Raw genomic sequence first — 15,873 nt, forward strand, 5'->3', positions numbered from 1 at the left:
AATGCCTCTTTTTCAACATCCGTCCGCCAGGCCGACCGGTTGGTCGGCCTGGCTTTTGACCCTGCTGATCCTGCTGCTGCTGGTGAGCGGTTGCGGCACCAAGAACCGCGATCAATCGCCGGAGGCCGAGCAGGACCCGCGGGCGCCCGAATTGCTGGCCATGGAAGGGATGGAAAAGTTCAACCAGGCCAGATACCGCCAGGCTTTGGAGATCTTCAAGGACCTCAAGGAACGCTACCCTTTCAGCTCGGTGGGGGTGCTGGCGGAACTCAAAGCGGCCGACGCCACCTACTACCTGCGCCGCTACGACGAGGCCCTGCCCCTGTACCAGGAGTTTGAAAACAACCATCCCACCAACGAGGCCATCCCTTACGTAATGTTCCAGATCGGCATGTGCCATTACCAGCGGATCGGCACCATCGATCGCGACCCCGCCCACGCCTTGAACGCCATCGCCGCCTTCACCCGGCTGAATCGCGCCTTCCCCGACTCACCCTACCGGAAGGAAGCCGAGGCGCGGACCATGGCTGCCCGGGATTTCATGGCCCGCCACGAGATGTTCATCGCCGGCTTTTACCTCAACACCAAAAAATACGACCAGGCGGAAAGACGGCTTGCTTATCTGATCGACAACTACCCGGAAAGCGAACTTATCCCGGAAGCCGAAGAAGTGCTGGCCGCCCTGGAAGCCGGCAACCCGCCCCGGCGGAACTGGCGGGACTTTGTCCCCGATCTGTCGTTGGGCAGCTGGCGGGATTTTATCGGCACCGTCAGCGCCGCCCCCGGCGTCGAAAGCGACCATTATTAGCGCTCACAGCCATCACCAGGGGTACCAACCTTACCTACCGTTATAAAGGCCGGTAAACGTTCAGCCGTGCCGCAGATTTGGGCAAGCAGCCGGGCGCCGCGTACACCGGTACTCAAGCCTGGCTGATCGCCCAAAGGTGCGGTGCGGCTGAACGTTTACCGGCGGTCATACCGCTCCTGCTCGCTGTAGATGCAACCACAATATGGCTGCCGATACAACTCAAGGCGGCGGGAAATTTCAATCCCCTGCCGCCAGCCCGGCCGGAAATCCCGGTAATAAAAGTCAACCCCTTCCCGGCGGGCCGCCGCTTGGGCCACCTCGGTAATCACTTCAAGCTGCTGGTAACGGCTGTACAACAGCGTGGTGGTGAAGGCCTGCAACCCCAACAGCCGGGTTTGCCTGGCCGCCGCCGCCAGGCGCATTTCATAGCACAGACGGCAGCGCTGCTCCTCGTGGAACACCACCTGCCGCAGGTAATCGCGCAGCCCGTAACGGCGCTCATAATCCACCGTTAACTGCCAGCGCGCCGCCAGTTGCTCCAGGGCCTCCAGCCGCCGCTTGAATTCCTGAAAAGGATGGATGTTGGGGTTGTAAAACCAGCCCCGAAACTCTACCCCTTCCGCCTGCAGTACGCTTACCGGATAACAGGCGCAGGGGCCGCAGCAGATATGGAGCAGCAGCTTCATGCCGAACTCTTTGCCGCCACCCGGTAGCGCCTGGGCTCAATGGCGTATTTCTTGATTTTGTAATTGATGATCCGCAGACTGGTCTCCAGCAGGGCCGCGGCCCTGGTCTGGTTGCCGTCGGTCTTTTTGAGGGCGTCGATGATCAGCTCCCGCTCAAAACTCTCCACGGCAGCGGTGAAGGAACTGGGGCTGACCTCCCGCAGGGAATCGGAGCTCTGCAGGGTGGGCGGCAGGTGATAACTTTTGATGGTATCCTCGTCACAGATCAGCACCGCCCGTTCCAAGCAGTTCTGCAACTCACGGACATTGCCCGGCCAATGGTACTGGGTGAGCAGATCAATGGCGGGGGTGGAAATGCGGCGGATATTCTTGTCGTTTTCGGATGCAAATTTTTCCAGGAAAAATTCGGCCAGCAGCAGAATATCGGTGCGCCGCTCCCTGAGCGGCGGCAGATAAATGGGAAAGACGTTGAGCCGGTAATAAAGGTCCTCCCGGAAAGTACCTTCGGCCACCGCTTTTTCCAGATCCTTATTGGTGGCGGTGATCAGGCGCACATCGCACTTCAACGGCCGGCTGCCGCCGACCCGCTGAAACTCCCGGTCCTGCACCACGCTGAGCAGCTTGACCTGAACGGCGGTACTCAGCTCGCCGATTTCATCAAGAAACAGGGTGCCGCCCTCGGCCAGTTCAAAGCGGCCCTTGCGGGTCTCGTGGGCGCCGGTAAAGGCCCCCCGTTCATGCCCGAACAGCTCACTCTCCAGCAGGGTCTCCGGCAGGGCCGAGCAGTTGACGGTGATGAAGGGCCCGGCCGCCCGTTTGCTGTTGTGATGCACCGCCCTGGCCACCATGCTCTTACCGGTGCCGGACTCGCCGCGCAGCAGCACGGTGGCGTTACTGGCCGCCACCCGGTGAATCATCTCCAGCACCTCCTGCATGCGGCTGGAGTTGCTCAAAATACTACTGACCCGGTATTTTTCCGACAACTCCCGGCGCAGTTGGCTGTTTTCCTGCTCCAGGCGCTGCTGTTCCTGGTTTACCAACTGCACCCTTTTTACGGTCTGGGCCACAAGACCGCTCAGGATGGTCAGAAAACGCAGATCCTGCTCAAATTCCTCTCCTTCCCGGTACTCCCGGTCCACACTCAAGGCACCGATGGTATCCGGCCCGCGACGAATGGGCACACAGATGAAGGAAAGCTCTTCCCCCCTGCTTCTTCTGGCACTGGTGCGGTCGAGAAAAAGGGGCTCTTCACTGATTCGGGGCACTACGATGGGGGCCCCGGAGGCCACCACCCGGCCGGTGATCCCTTCGCCGATCCGATAGGTGCCCTTCTTCCGGGCCTCCACCGTAATCCCGTGGGCCACCTCGGTTTCAATCTGGCCGGTGAGCGGGTTGATAATGGTCACCGCCCCGTTGTTGAGCCCCTTCTGCCGTGATAAGATGGCCAGGATCTTGGCCAGGCAAACCCGCAGGTCGGCCGAAGAGGCCAACTCCCGGGTAATCTCATAAAGACAGGCCAGGTCGGCATAATCGCGGGGCAGGGGTTCGGTCGCCTCACCGTTGCCGGCGCCGTTTGGGGGGGGGCTTTGGGGGGTCTTGCTGGTTGCGGTTGTCATCTCAAGGTTGCCATATGGCTGCGTTTAAGGATATACATTGGTGAATGTGATCACCGCCTGTTACCCAGGCAAGATAACAAAATTGTGTAAATTTTCCGTATAAAAAACTCTCCACCGGCCGGAAATCTTTCCCCTGCCCGGCGGTTAGGGTATGATAAAAAAAGTCCGTTTGGCGGACATTTCAGCCACTCTGCAAGCCAACGAGATCATGCTCAAGCTACTCCCCGCCTGGCTGGCCCTGCCCATCCTGGTAACCCTTTACAAACCTCTTTGCCGGCTGCTACCCGGCCTGGACAAGGACGCTTATGTCCGCCGCACGGTGGCCGTCGGCAACCGTTTTTACGCCCGCCGCTTTCGCCGTACCCCCTATGACCGGCGCCTGCTGTTTCTGCCTTACTGCCTGCGGGCCGCCGACTGCCCCACCACCATCGACCCCGACCAGGGCCTGATCTGCCCCCCGGCCTGCAACCTGCCCTGCCGACTGCGTGAAATGCGGCAACTGGCATTGGACCTGGGATATCTTGACGCCTATATCGTGGTCAGCGGCAAGCTGCATCAAAAGGAAGGGGTCTTGCGCAGCCGCAACTTCCTGGTCCGCCGCATCGAAGATCACCAGCCCCAGGGAGTCATCGGCTGCCTCTGCACCCGCGACCTCCGAGAAAAATACCTCAAACCGGAAACCTTCAGGGCAGGCGGCACCCTGGGCCGGCACGGCACCCCGGTCATCCCCCAGGTCTGTCTGCTGGAAAACAGCCGCTGCCGCGGCAGCCAGGTGAACTGGCAACAACTGGAACAACTGATCCGCAGCCGCGAGTAACCGCAAGCCCCCAAGGGGCAAAAGGGGCACCCCACTATGCGGCAAGATGTGACGCTGCCCCCGTTTCAGCCGGTGCTCTGCATGGCGGCGGCGATGCCGTTGACGCTGAGGAAGAGGGCATCCCAGAGGGCCTCGCGCTCCTCGTCGCCGCCGGAATCGTGGTAGCGGCGCAGCAGTTCCACCTGCAGCAGGTTAAGGACGTCGGTGTAAGGGTTGCGCAGGGCAATGGAACGCTGGACCTCGGGGCTGCCGCCCAGCAGTTCCTCCTCCCCGCTCAGCTCCAGCAACGCTTGCCGGCCCTCGGCAAAATCCCGGCTGATCTGGGCATGAAAATCCTTCACGGCCAGATCGTTGGCCAAAGCAGCGTAGTCGGCGGCGATCTCCAGCCGGGTGCGGCCCATCTCGCGGCGGGCGTTGTCGATCAGCATCCGAAAAAAAGGCCACTGCTCGTACATCTGCTTTAAGGTCTGCCGCCCGCGCTCGGTGCCGGATAATTCACCCAGGGCCGCGCCGACGCCATACCAGCCGGGCACGATATAACGGGTCTGAATCCAGGCAAAGACCCAGGGGATGGCCCGCAGGCCGTCCAGATCGACATCGCCGGCGGCCTTGCGGGAAACCGGGCGGGAGGCGATGGGCAGTCGGCTGATCTGCTCAATGGGGGTAACCCTGGTGTACCAGGCCCAGAATTCCGGGTCCCGCACCAGCTCCCGGTAAGCCTGCATACTGCGCTGGGCCACTTCATCCATTAAAGCGGAAAACTCCTGCAGCCGCTCAGGGGCAACCCCGGCTTCAATTCCCTCCAGCCGGCCGGGCTCAGCATCGGCGGCCGCTTCTACCGCCTCCCCGGCCGCCCCCGGCTCTGCTTGTTGCTCGGCCAGCCTGGCCACTCGCCCCGCCGTCCGGATCATGGCATAAAAGATCTGTTCCAGATGCCGGTGGGCCAGATCGGCAAAGGCGTAGCGGAAGGAGATCACCTCCCCCTGCTCGGTGAAGCGGATGCGCCCGTTGTGGACCACCTCCGGCATGGCCACAATGGCCTGACTGGAGCGCCCGCCGCCCCGCCCTACAGTGCCGCCGCGACCGTGAAAAAGCCGCAGATCGACCCCATATTGCCGGCAGACCTGCCCCAGACGCTCCTGGGCCCGGTGCAGGGCCCAGTTGGCCATCCAGTAGCCGCCGTCCTTGTTGCTGTCCGAATAGCCCAGCATCACCTCCTGGAAATCGTTCTGGGCCGCCAGGTGCTGGCGGTATACCGGATTGGCCAGCATCTTCTCCACCAGCCGGCCGGAAAGTTCCAGGTCTTCAATGGTTTCAAACAACGGCACCAGTTGCAGGCGGCTTTCCACCCCACCATCGCGCAGCCGCCAGATTCCCGCTTCCTTGGCCAACAGCAGCACCTCCAGCAGATCACTGACCTGATGGGTCATGCTGATGATATAACTGCCCACCGAGGCCGGGTCGAGCCGCTGCAGCTCTCCGATTAAAGCCAGTGTTTCCAACAGATCCCGAGCCTCGGGGGGCAACTCGCACCCCCGGGGCAAAAGGGGGCGGGGGTTGCCGAGTTCCTCCTGCAGCAGCGCCAGGCGCCGCTCTTCGGGCAGGGACAGGTAATCTTCCTCCACCCCGGCCAGGCGCAGCAGCAAGGCCACCGTCTCTTCATGCACCTGGCTGTGCTGACGAAAATCCAGCGCCACCAGGTGAAAGCCGAAGGTCCGCACCCGCACCAGCAAGCGCCCCAGGCGGCCCTGGCTGACCAGCCGGCTGAAACCGCTTTCCCGCAGGCTGGCGGCCAACAGTTGCAGGTCGGCAAGAAAGGCAGGGCAATGGTAATCGCCGGCGGCCAATTCCCGGGGACGGTTTTCCATCTGCCACAGCAAGCTTCTCAAGCGCGCCATGATATAGGTGATTTTCAAGCGATAGGGCTCATTCCGGTAATGCCGACGGCGCTGCTCATCAATGGCCAGGGTGCGGCCGTCTTCTTCCAGGGAGTTACGCAGGGCTTCAGAGGGAGGGGCCTGGCGGGAAGAAAGGCTGAGCTCCCGGCGTAATTCGCAAAGTTCATCAAGGTAAAGCTGCAGCACCACCCGCCGCTGATAATGATAGGTCCGGCGGCTGACAGCGGCGGTGACGTTGGGGTTGCCGTCCCGATCGCTGCCGATCCAGGAACGAAAGCGGAGCAGTACCGGCAGAATCTCCGGGCTTTCGCCGTAATGCCGCCAGAGAGCCGCCCGCAGGTCGCGGTAAATGCGCGGCACCGTGGCCCAGATAGCGTTGCGGACAAAGTACAGGCCGCTTTCCACCTCATCGTCCACCGTGGGGCGGGTTTGCCGGATATCGTCGGTGGTCAGCAACAATCCGATCTGGTTGGAAATTTCCCCCAGCAGTTCGTCCCGCTCATCAGTGGTCAAGGCTTCCCGGCGCAAGCGCCCCAACAGGGAGGCTACCTGCTTCTGCTTGTAGAGAATGCTGCGGCGCCGGGCCTCGGTGGGGTGCGCGGTGAGGGTGGGCTGAATGTCCAGCCGGGAAAGCACCGCCAGGGTCTGCTGCAAGCTGCAGCCCTGCTCCTTAAGACCCCGCACCGCCGCATCGATGGTCTCCCGCCGGCGTGAGTTTTCACCGGGGGTTGCCGGCGGCGGCGATGGGTCCGGCTCGCGGTATACCCGGGTGATCTCCATCTGTTCCACTTTATTGACCAGGTGAAAAAAGGCGGTATAGGCGTGCAGCAGGTGGACGATCTCCCGGCAATCCAGATCGGCAATCCGCTGGGCCACCTGGCGGCGCAGTTCCGGCCGGTTTTCCACCATGGCCTGCTTGCATAACTGGCGCAGATCCTCCACCTGCTCCAGCACCGCCGCCCCTCGCAACTCCTTGATGGAGCGACCCAACAAACGGCCCAGCAAGCCGACCTGGCCGGCCAGGGTGGCCGAATCCTCCGGCTGCCAGCCGGTGAGAGTTGAAGTAAATACGCCTGGTTCCATTTTTTTACCTCTAAATTATTGATCAGCGTCGCAAAATGCCGCGCCGCCGACTGGGCCATCTTGGTAACAAACTGTTTTCACCTTACCGGCCAACCCGTTTGGTGTTTTTTTGCACGACTATTAAATTTATTTTCCCTGCCCCGCGCGAATCGCGGCCAAACGCGTTATTCTACCGCACTATAGTTAAGCGATCAAGAGGACGGCGGCAAAGTTCGCCACCTTGCAGCGCGCCCCGCGTACCGCCACCGCTTCGGCCTCGTCGACAATATCCGCCGGCGAGGCGGCGGCGGTATCGATCAGTTGCCGCCAGCGTCGGCCGGGGGGCGGCGAGGGCAGGGAAAAGGTCCGGGGCTCGGCGGCGGCGTTGAGCATCACAAAAAAATCCGGCTCCCCCTTGCCGCCGTGCAGCTGATAGGCCAGCACCCGGGCCTCGTCGGACCAATCCTGCCGCCCCGGCACCAAAGACTGCCAACTGATCTCCGCCGCCCCCTCGGCCTGGTCGGGGGCAAAGAATCGATCCCGGCGAAACAGGCTGTATTTCCGCCGGAGGGCAATCAGCCGGCGAAAAAACCGGAGCAGATCGGCGTTTTTTTCCGCCAGGCGCCAGTCGAGCCAGGAAATTTCATTATCCTGGCAATAGGCGTTGTTGTTACCCCGTTGACTGCGACCGAATTCATCCCCGGCCAGCAGTAGCGGCACTCCTTGAGAGAGCAACAGAATCACCGCTGCCGTGCGCATCCGCCGCCAGCGCAGGGCCAGCACCGCCTGAGCCGTGGTTTCCCCTTCCACCCCGGAGTTCCAGGAGATGTTGTGATTGTCGCCGTCACGGTTTTCTTCACCGTTGGCCAGGTTGTGCTTGTGGTTGTAGCTGACCAGGTCGCGCAGGGTAAAGCCGTCATGGCTGGTGATAAAGTTGATGGAATTGACCGGCTTGCGGCCGTTATGGGCATAAAGATCGGAACTGCCGGCGATCCGGGTGGCCAGGGGGGCCACGCTGCCGCTGTGGCCGCAGAGAAAACGGCGCACATCATCGCGGAAACGGCCGTTGAGTTCGGCCCAGCGGTGGTGGGAAGAAAAGGTGCCCACCTGGTAAAGGCCGGCGGCGTCCCAGGCCTCGGCAATAATCTTGGTTCTGGCCAGCACCGGATCCTCGGCGATCTTCTCCACCATGGGCGGGTTGGCCAGCACCTCGCCATTGGTCCCACGGCCCATGATGGAGGCCAGATCGAAGCGAAAGCCATCCACATGCATTTCCACCACCCAGTAGCGCAGGCACTCCATGATCACATGCCGCACCCACGGGTGGTTGCAGTTAACGGTGTTGCCGCAGCCGGAAAAATTAAGATATTCACGAGTGACCGGGTCCAGCAGATAATAGATGGTGTTGTCGATGCCGCGGAAACTGATGGTGGGTCCGTCGGCCCCGCCCTCGGCGGTATGGTTGTAAACCACGTCCAGGATCACCTCGATCCCGGCGGCGTGCAGGGCCTTGACCATCTCCTTGAACTCCCGCACCTGGTTGCCGTTGCGGCCGTTAACCGCGTAAGCGGCCTTGGGGGCGAAAAAGGCCAGCGGCGAGTAACCCCAGAAATTCTTCAACGCCTCGCCGGTCTCCGGGTTAACCCGGGTGTTTTCCAACTCGTTGAACTCGGCCACCGGCAGCAGTTGCACGGCGGTAATGCCCAGCTTTTGCAGATAAGGAATCTTTTCAATCAGCCCCCGGTAGGTGCCGGGGTGCTCCACCCCGGAGGAGGAGTGACAGCTGTAACCCCGCACGTGCAGCTCGTAAATAATGCTTTCTTCCAGGGGGATGTTCAGCGGCCGGTCACCTTCCCAGTCAAAATCGTCCTCGACATACAGGCAGCGGCGTTGAAAGCTGGCCAGTGGGTCGGGACGGCGGCCCTTGCGGCGATAGGCCACCCCCCAGTCCGAGCCGCCGGTCAGGGCTTTGGCGTAGGGGTCCAGCAGCACGCCTTGCGGCTGAAAAAAGTGCCCCTGCCCCCGGGGATCATAAGGGCCCTGCAAACGGTAACCGTAACGCAAGGCCGGATCAAAGTTCTTGATCAGAACATGCCAGACCTCGCCGGTCCGGTTAAATTCCGGGTCCAGCACCACCTCCGCCAGCGGTTCTTCGGCGTTGGTGCGAAAAAAAACCAGGGAAACCGCCTCGGCATGGCGGGAGAAGAGCGCAAAGTTGTAACCGGCCGGGGTCCGGCTGAGCCCCATGGGCAGCGGCGAGCCGCAGGAGGTCTGGAATTTGATGGCTGGCTGCCCGCGCTTGCCGGCTGTTTTACCTTTCATGGTTGTTTTCACTTACCTCTTAGGCTAAAATTCCGGGCATGAACCGTACCCTGGCTTTGGTCCTGCTGATCCTGATGGCCGTCGTGCTGCTGCACAGCCTCTACTCCTTTTACCATGGCCGCTTCGGTGAAGCCATGGTCATGTACCCCTTGCTGGTGGTCTGTTACCTGGTTTTCCTCGGGCGCGGCAAATGGAAGCTGAACCGCGAGGATGACGACCGGCCACCTCAATCATAACCGGGCAGCGAACCCCACCGTACCCTTCCTTATGATCCTGCGCATCTTGCTGTCGATCGCGACCATTGCCGCCCTGAGCTATCTTGGCTTTGGCCTGCTGCTTTTTCTGCTCCAGGAGCGGATGGTGCACCTGCCCCAGGTACCCGGCCGGGAACTGGTGGCCGACCCCGGCGATGTCGGCCTGGACTGGCACGAGATCGAGATTATCAGTGAAGATGGTTTGCGCCTGCACGGCTGGCACCTGCCCGGACCCTCCGGCGCCCCCACCCTGCTTTTTTTCCATGGCAACGCCGGCAACATCTCGCACCGGCTCGACTCCCTGCTCCTGTTCCGGCAACTGGGGCTGGAGGTGGTGATCTTCGACTACCGCGGCTACGGCCGCAGCGAAGGCAGGGCCAGGGAAGCCGGGCTCCACCGCGATGCCCGGGCCGCCGCCGACTGGCTGTTTGATTCGCTGCAGGCCGACCCGGCCCGGTCCATTTTTTTCGGCCGCTCCCTGGGGGGCTCGTTGGCCGCCAGCGCCGCCAGACACCGGCCGCCGGCGGCCCTGATCCTGGAGTCCACCCTGCTATCCGCCCAGGCCGTGGCCGCCGATCTTTATCCTTTATACCCCACCCGCCTGCTTACCCGCCTGCAGTACGATACCGGCGCTTACCTGGCGGAAGTGGCCCGGCCGGTGTTGATCATCCACAGCCCCGACGACGAGCTGATCCCCTATCGGCATGCCGAAGAACTGGCCCGCATCGCCGGCCCGCGCGGTGAACTGCTGACCATCCGCGGTGGCCACAACCATGGTTTTCTGCTCAACCAGGAGCTCTATCTCGATGGCCTGCAGAGCTTCATCCACCGTCACCTGCCCCCGGCAGAGAAGCCGTGACTAGAGCGATGATGATACTTCTTTCCCAGCGGCGCTCAGCCCTGTCGGTATCTGGCCGGCGCCATTTGGATGGGCACAGCGATAGGCTTTATCCCCAGCGGCCGTAACTGATCACGGGATACCCCCTGCGTGACGATCTTCCAAGGAGTAAGCGATCACGGGGTGCCCCAGATTGCGGCAAGCAGACCGGCGCAGCGTACACCGGGTACTCAAGGCGGGCTGCTCGCCGCAAGGTGGGGTGCCCCGTGATCGCTTACCAGCGGCCGGTTCCGCCGCCCATGTGGCCCATTCCCCCGAACAGCCCCCCCAGCACGGCAAAAAATAGTGAGGCGAGCAGAAAAATGATGATCATCGCCGGAATCGCGGCCACCGACCATTTCACCATGAAAACCACCATGGACCAAAACGGCATGCTGATATCCACCACCACCACTTGATTGCTTTTATTCTCCATCATCGCCTCCAATAAATTAAAATTACCACCCAGTAACAGACGCCAAAACGAGCTATCGACGCCTTTCCCTTTGCTTACAGGTTACAGGCTTAATATGCCCAGGCCAAACAAAAGCTTGCTTTGCTGCAAAAGATGCATATAATTATCATATGTAAACATAGTCATTGGGTCGGCAAAACCGTGAACCTTTCGTGCCGAACCTTTGTCGCTCACTTAAAGCAAAAAAAAGGAGGCGCATATGGGACTGGCAGAGAAACTGGGGGCAGGAGCCCCGACGGAAATCGGAATCGACTGGGATATCACCCCGGCGGACACCTTTGGCATTTTTGAAAGCTGGGGCGGTAAGTTTCGCGTCCGCAGCAAAAGCGAACGCTATTACTATTTTTATATCGACGGCTGGGCCGATCCGCCCCGCTTGCTGTTCGTGGAGCGGGGGGTAAAACACGCCCGGATCCTGGCCCACATCATGGCCCCCCAGGAATTGATCGATACCTGCGTGGCCGGCCAGGGCAAGGGGTTGTTGGACAAACATTACGCCATCAACGAAGAGTTGAAACAGTGGCTGGTGACCAACGTGCTGGAAGGTGGCCCCCCTTCGCTGGTGGTGCCCCACGTGCCCGTGGAAGAACCGGAATCAATGGACAGCGGCCTGCCCGGACCGGCAGAGCTGCCCGCTCCGCGGGAGCGCCTGCAACTGCGCCGGACACCGGACTTCGTGGCCGAAGAGGGCATCCCGGAGTTGCTGGAAAAATTTAACTTTTTCGACGCCCAACGCCGCCCGTCGGGCAGCTGCCGGGCCATGCTGGTGGACAACGGCGACGGGCTGACGGTCAGCGACTTAAAGGGCGGCACCATGTGGCAACGGGGCGGCTGCGATATCACCAACCATCGCCATGTGGCCGAGTATATCGAGGAACTCAACCAGCAGCATTTCGCCGGTTACGACGACTGGCGGCTGCCCACCATGGAAGAAGCCCTGGCCCTGCTGGGACCGGAACGCAACCGCAAAGGATTGCTGATCTCCCAGGCATTTTCCCAGGAACAGCCTTTCATCTTCCTGGCCGATCAGCGCAAACCCGGCGGTTTCTGGTTCATCGACTTCAAGCAGGGCACGGTGTTCTGGGCCTCTGGCACCATCCCCGGCGGGTTCGGTCGGGCAGTCAGAACCCTGTAGGTTAGTACCTCTGCTGAACGGTTACGTCAGCCAGCGTGCGACCTGGGGCTGGAAGTGGGCCACCCCTTCCAGCACCCCAGCGGCGTAGTTGCCGTTCATTCCCATGAAACCGCCGGCGGCGCAGTACAGGGTCTGCGGCCGCCCGGCTTTCTTTACCCGGGCCAACGCCTCGGCCCGCACCTCCGGCGGGGCGTTGGCCACCAGCACCGTGTTCAGCTCGCTGGTCAAAACATCCAGATCATTGCCGGAATCACCGGAAAAGACCGTGTTATGCCGGGCAAAGCCCAGTTGTCGCATGAGAAAACGGATGGCCGCCAGTTTACCGGCCGTCGCCGGCAGCACGTCCAGCAGGCCCAGGTTGCGCTCTTCATCGACGCTCCAGACCAGGCGGGCCCGCAGACCGGCCTGCTCCAGCCGAGCACCGATCAAGGCCAGCAGTTCCTCACGGTCCTGGTCGGCGATGCCCCCAGCCACCTCGGCGGCAGAATGGTGGCGGGACGGGCCGGGGCCGGGAGCGGTCGCCGACGGCCATTGCGCCGGGGTGTAATAACTCAGTTTACAGCGATTCTGCTTTTCCGGCTCCTGCAGCCGCACCCCTGGCCGGTGGGCCAACACCGGCTCCAGCAGGCCGGCCAGTTCACGGCTGTCCAGCCCTTGCCAGTCGGCGCTGATCTCTTCATGCCAGGCCAGCCACTCCTGCCAGCCCCGCGCCCCCACCCGGTAAATGGTGGTACCGACATCGCCGATGGCGTAATCCGGCAGCGGAATCCCGTACTCGGCCACCGCCGCCGCCAGCAAATCCCGATGCCGGCCGCTGACATAGGCCAGGGTCACCTCCGGCCTGCGGGCCAGGGCATGCAACAGCGGCCGCGCCTGCGAAGATTCCGGCTGCGCCCCGTTGGGGAGAATGGTCCGATCCAAATCGGAGCAGAGCAGAATAGCCCCCCCACTTGCCCCAACCAACTCTTCCTGGCCACTGCACATCGCTGTCATCTCTTCCCGTTCTCCTTCTTCCCTCCACCTCACAGCTCAGGTCACAGCATGTTCATCTTAACGGCTCAGGCAACCGGAAACAAGCCGCTCTTTTGTGCTGGCCCCAGCCCTTTCCCCTTGCCCCACAAGCCAAGATCGGCGATAATGGCGACCGAGCAGTTGAAATGATTTTTTTCGGCGGAGGGTTTGCCCACCGCCGATTGCAACAAGCAATACACATCGCAACATGAGGCAAAAAATGAAAAAGCAGGGACTGGCGATGCTCCTCATCGCCTTATTGATGATCAGCGGCCCGCTTGCCGGCCCCGCTAGCGCCGCCGAACAGCCTTTTGAGCAGTGGTTGACGGAATTACGCCAGGAAGCAAAAGGACGGGGAATCAGCGCCACCACCCTGGATGCCGCCCTGACCGGCATCGAGCCCATTCCCCGGGTGATCGAACTGGACCGGCAACAGCCGGAGTTTACCCTTACCTTTGTGCAGTACCGGGATCGGGTGGTGCCCCAATCGCGGATCAACATGGGCCGCCGGCTGCTGGAGGAACACCGGGAGTTGCTGACGGAGATCGGCAAGGAGTTCGGCGTGCAACCCCGTTTCATCGTCGCCCTGTGGGGCATTGAGACCGATTTTGGCCGCATCACCGGCGGTTTTCCGGTTATCAACGCCCTGGCCACCCTGGCCTACGACGGCCGCCGCAGCAGCTATTTTCGCGGCGAGTTACTTAACGCCCTGCAAATCCTGGATGAGGGGCACATCGGGGTCGACGAGATGAAGGGTTCCTGGGCCGGAGCCATGGGCCAGAGCCAGTTCATGCCCTCAAGCTTCCTCAACTTCGCAGTGGACTACAACGGTGACGGCCGCCGGGATATTTGGCATACCCTGCCCGATGTCTTCGCCTCCGCCGCCAATTACCTGGCCAAATCCGGCTGGCGCGACGATCAGACCTGGGGCCGGGCGGTACAGCTGCCGGCTGATTTTGATCGCAGCCTGGCCGGCCTGGAGACCCGCAAGCGCATCGGGCAATGGCAGGAACTGGGGGTTCGCCGCCCCGACGGCTCCGATTTGCCCACCCGCCAGCTGATGGCCTCGATCATCATCCCCGACCAGGAGAACCACCCGGACATCGCCTTCATGGTTTACGAGAACTTCCGCACCACCCTGAGGTGGAACCGCTCCAACTACTTCGCCCTGGCAGTAGGACTACTCTCCGACGCCATCGCCATGTAAAACGGGCGGCAGCACCGCACCTTGCGGCGATCAGGACGACTTGCGTACCTGGGGTACGCGGCGCCGTCCTGCTTGCCGCAATCTGCGGCAATGCCACCCGTTTTACCTCCATCCCCGCCATCTTTCGTGCCTTCGCCTTCGCTTGCGCTCGGCGGCGCTTGACCGGCAAATATGCCTGGTTGCTGAATAATTATTGCTTCAGCGGTCAGCGTTCACTAGAGGCACTAACTTACCGGTTTAATGGGCCGTAATCGTTCAGCAGTGCCGCAGGTTTGGTCTTGCAGCCAGGCGCAGCGTACATCAGTACGTAAGCCTGGCTGATCGCCCGAAGATGCGGTGCTGCTGAACGATTACCTTCAGCGCAGGCGGATGCGGGTGCCGTCTTCCAGCTCCCTTGGGGGGTGGACGATTACTTTGTCTCCCTCCTGCAGGCCTTCCAGTAACTGGTAATAGTGGCCGCCGCGGCGGCCCAGTTCCACCTGGCGCAGGCGGGCGCGGCCGTTGTCCACGGTGAAGACCGCCCAGTTCTCCTGGCCGGACCTGTCCGCCCGGGCCGATCCATCCTGGCGGGCGGGTAGTCGGAAGGCAGCGGCAGTTGGGAGGCGCAAGACATCCTCGGCCTCCCAGAGCACAAAACGGGCGTTGACCCGGTAAGCATCCCCCAAACGCTGCCACTGCTCATGCGGGTCGGTGAAATCGGCGATCACCAGCACCCTTTGCTCTTCCACCCCCAGCGCCGACACCTTGGTAAAACCGCCGGGCTCGATGCGCCGTACCCGGCCGGCCAGGGCCTCCTCCCGGCCCCAGCGGGTGAACCATACCTTCATGCCCGGTTCCAACCGTACCGCATCGGCGGAAAGCACATCCACCTCCACCTCCAGGGAGGCGGTATCACCGATTTCCACTATCGGCTCACCAGCTGCCAGCATCCGGCCGCTGATGAAATGGCGGCGCAGAATGAGGCCATCCACCGGTGAGACCAGCTCGATCACCTTGCCCGCCGCATCTCGCTCCCCGGCATAAGCCAGGGCGCTGCGGGCCGATTCCATTTCATGGCGGGCGGTTTGCAGGCGGAAACCGGCGGCGCGCTCCAAGGCCTGCTGCCGGCTGGCCTCGGCGATCATATTTTCCAGCTCACTGGGGGAAATCAGTTGCTCCGCCGCCAGCCGGCGGCTGCGCTCCAGTTCGGCGACGGCCAGTTGGGCCGCCGCCGCCAGGGCCTCCTGCTCCCGCCGGGCGACTTCCACCACCGCCCTGGCCGCCTCCACCCGGGCTTTGGCCTCGGCCAGCTGACGGGCATCCAGGGGAGGCGCCACCGGGGCTTCCAGCCGCACCACCACCTCACCGGCCCGCACCCGATCACCGGGCTCCAGCTCCAGCCGCCGGGCTTCAACGGCCAGAGGCGCCGAAAGCAGATAAGAAGCGGCCACCCGGGTGCGCCCCTCCTCTTCGATAACCTGTTCCATGTAACCCCGGCTTACCCTTTCACGATCCACCAGCAACGGCGTGGGCCGCAAAGCCAAAGCCAGCAGCAGCAAAATCACCAAAACCGTTAAAATCGTCCCGTAATACCGTCGCAAAAAGGTCATCATCACCCGCCCGTGATAAAAATTGCCGTAAACGATCACGGGGTGCCGCAGGTTGCGGCAAGCGGGACAGCGAAGCGTACCTCAGTACGTGAGCTGTCCCGATCGCCGCAAGATGC

Annotated in this window: 13 protein-coding genes; 6 read left to right on the top strand and 7 right to left on the bottom strand. The window is 62.1% G+C overall.

Features of this window, described 5'->3' with window-relative positions; translation table 11 throughout:
- The first annotated feature begins 1 nt into the window (after window position 1).
- The gene (bamD, locus tag DAAHT2_RS08345) at window positions 2–808 is read left to right on the top strand and encodes an outer membrane protein assembly factor BamD (protein WP_013163859.1); all 807 of its coding nucleotides are present in this window, start codon (window positions 2–4) and stop codon (window positions 806–808) included.
- A gap of 155 nt (window positions 809–963) precedes the next feature.
- On the opposite strand, the gene DAAHT2_RS08350 is transcribed toward bamD, so the two are convergent.
- The gene (locus DAAHT2_RS08350; protein ID WP_013163860.1) at window positions 964–1,494 is read right to left on the bottom strand and encodes an epoxyqueuosine reductase QueH; all 531 of its coding nucleotides are present in this window, start codon (window positions 1,492–1,494) and stop codon (window positions 964–966) included.
- On the bottom strand, window positions 1,491–3,110 hold the full coding sequence (locus DAAHT2_RS08355) for a sigma-54-dependent Fis family transcriptional regulator (protein WP_013163861.1): 1,620 nt from the start codon (window positions 3,108–3,110) through the stop codon (window positions 1,491–1,493). Before DAAHT2_RS08355 ends, DAAHT2_RS08350 begins: the two co-directional genes overlap by 4 nt.
- Before the next feature lie 151 nt (window positions 3,111–3,261).
- Between DAAHT2_RS08355 and DAAHT2_RS08360 the strand changes: the two genes are divergently transcribed.
- On the top strand, window positions 3,262–3,927 hold the full coding sequence (locus DAAHT2_RS08360; protein WP_013163862.1) for a DUF116 domain-containing protein: 666 nt from the start codon (window positions 3,262–3,264) through the stop codon (window positions 3,925–3,927).
- Between the two features lie 65 nt (window positions 3,928–3,992).
- On the opposite strand, the gene DAAHT2_RS08365 is transcribed toward DAAHT2_RS08360, so the two are convergent.
- Together DAAHT2_RS08365 and glgX are read right to left on the bottom strand one after the other, a co-directional pair.
- Window positions 3,993–6,908 carry a phosphoenolpyruvate carboxylase gene (locus DAAHT2_RS08365; RefSeq protein WP_013163863.1) on the bottom strand — a complete coding sequence of 972 codons (2,916 nt, stop codon included), beginning with the start codon at window positions 6,906–6,908 and terminating at the stop codon, window positions 3,993–3,995.
- A 183-nt stretch (window positions 6,909–7,091) separates the two neighbouring features.
- Window positions 7,092–9,209 (bottom strand): glycogen debranching protein GlgX, encoded by a 2,118-nt coding sequence (gene glgX, locus DAAHT2_RS08370; protein ID WP_013163864.1) that lies wholly within the window; start codon window positions 9,207–9,209, stop codon window positions 7,092–7,094.
- A 38-nt stretch (window positions 9,210–9,247) separates the two neighbouring features.
- On the opposite strand from glgX, the gene DAAHT2_RS08375 reads away from it, so the two are divergent.
- Together DAAHT2_RS08375 and DAAHT2_RS08380 are read left to right on the top strand one after the other, a co-directional pair.
- The gene (locus DAAHT2_RS08375; RefSeq protein ID WP_013163865.1) at window positions 9,248–9,445 is read left to right on the top strand and encodes a DUF2752 domain-containing protein; all 198 of its coding nucleotides are present in this window, start codon (window positions 9,248–9,250) and stop codon (window positions 9,443–9,445) included.
- Window positions 9,446–9,491: 46 nt separating this feature from the next.
- Window positions 9,492–10,322, top strand: a complete 831-nt coding sequence (locus DAAHT2_RS08380; protein ID WP_041719562.1) for an alpha/beta hydrolase — start codon at window positions 9,492–9,494, stop codon at window positions 10,320–10,322.
- Window positions 10,323–10,575: 253 nt separating this feature from the next.
- On the opposite strand, the gene DAAHT2_RS08385 is transcribed toward DAAHT2_RS08380, so the two are convergent.
- Window positions 10,576–10,779, bottom strand: coding sequence for a hypothetical protein (locus tag DAAHT2_RS08385; protein ID WP_041718891.1), 204 nt, complete (start codon window positions 10,777–10,779; stop codon window positions 10,576–10,578).
- A gap of 235 nt (window positions 10,780–11,014) precedes the next feature.
- Between DAAHT2_RS08385 and DAAHT2_RS08390 the strand changes: the two genes are divergently transcribed.
- Window positions 11,015–11,950, top strand: coding sequence for an Lcl C-terminal domain-containing protein (locus tag DAAHT2_RS08390; RefSeq protein ID WP_013163868.1), 936 nt, complete (start codon window positions 11,015–11,017; stop codon window positions 11,948–11,950).
- A gap of 21 nt (window positions 11,951–11,971) precedes the next feature.
- On the opposite strand, the gene DAAHT2_RS08395 is transcribed toward DAAHT2_RS08390, so the two are convergent.
- Window positions 11,972–12,943: an HAD family hydrolase gene (locus DAAHT2_RS08395; RefSeq protein WP_013163869.1), complete on the bottom strand. Its 972-nt coding sequence runs from the start codon at window positions 12,941–12,943 to the stop codon at window positions 11,972–11,974.
- Between the two features lie 238 nt (window positions 12,944–13,181).
- Between DAAHT2_RS08395 and DAAHT2_RS08400 the strand changes: the two genes are divergently transcribed.
- Window positions 13,182–14,168 (top strand): lytic murein transglycosylase, encoded by a 987-nt coding sequence (locus tag DAAHT2_RS08400; RefSeq protein WP_013163870.1) that lies wholly within the window; start codon window positions 13,182–13,184, stop codon window positions 14,166–14,168.
- 356 nt (window positions 14,169–14,524) lie between these two features.
- Here the strand turns inward: DAAHT2_RS08400 and DAAHT2_RS08405 are convergent, their stop codons facing one another.
- A complete protein-coding gene (locus tag DAAHT2_RS08405; RefSeq protein WP_157861445.1) occupies window positions 14,525–15,760 on the bottom strand; it encodes an efflux RND transporter periplasmic adaptor subunit in 1,236 nt (411 codons plus the stop codon).
- Window positions 15,761–15,873: the final 113 nt, after the last annotated feature.

The sequence above is a fragment of the Desulfurivibrio alkaliphilus AHT 2 genome (genome assembly GCF_000092205.1).
GTDB classification, from domain to species: Bacteria; Desulfobacterota; Desulfobulbia; order Desulfobulbales; family Desulfurivibrionaceae; genus Desulfurivibrio; species Desulfurivibrio alkaliphilus.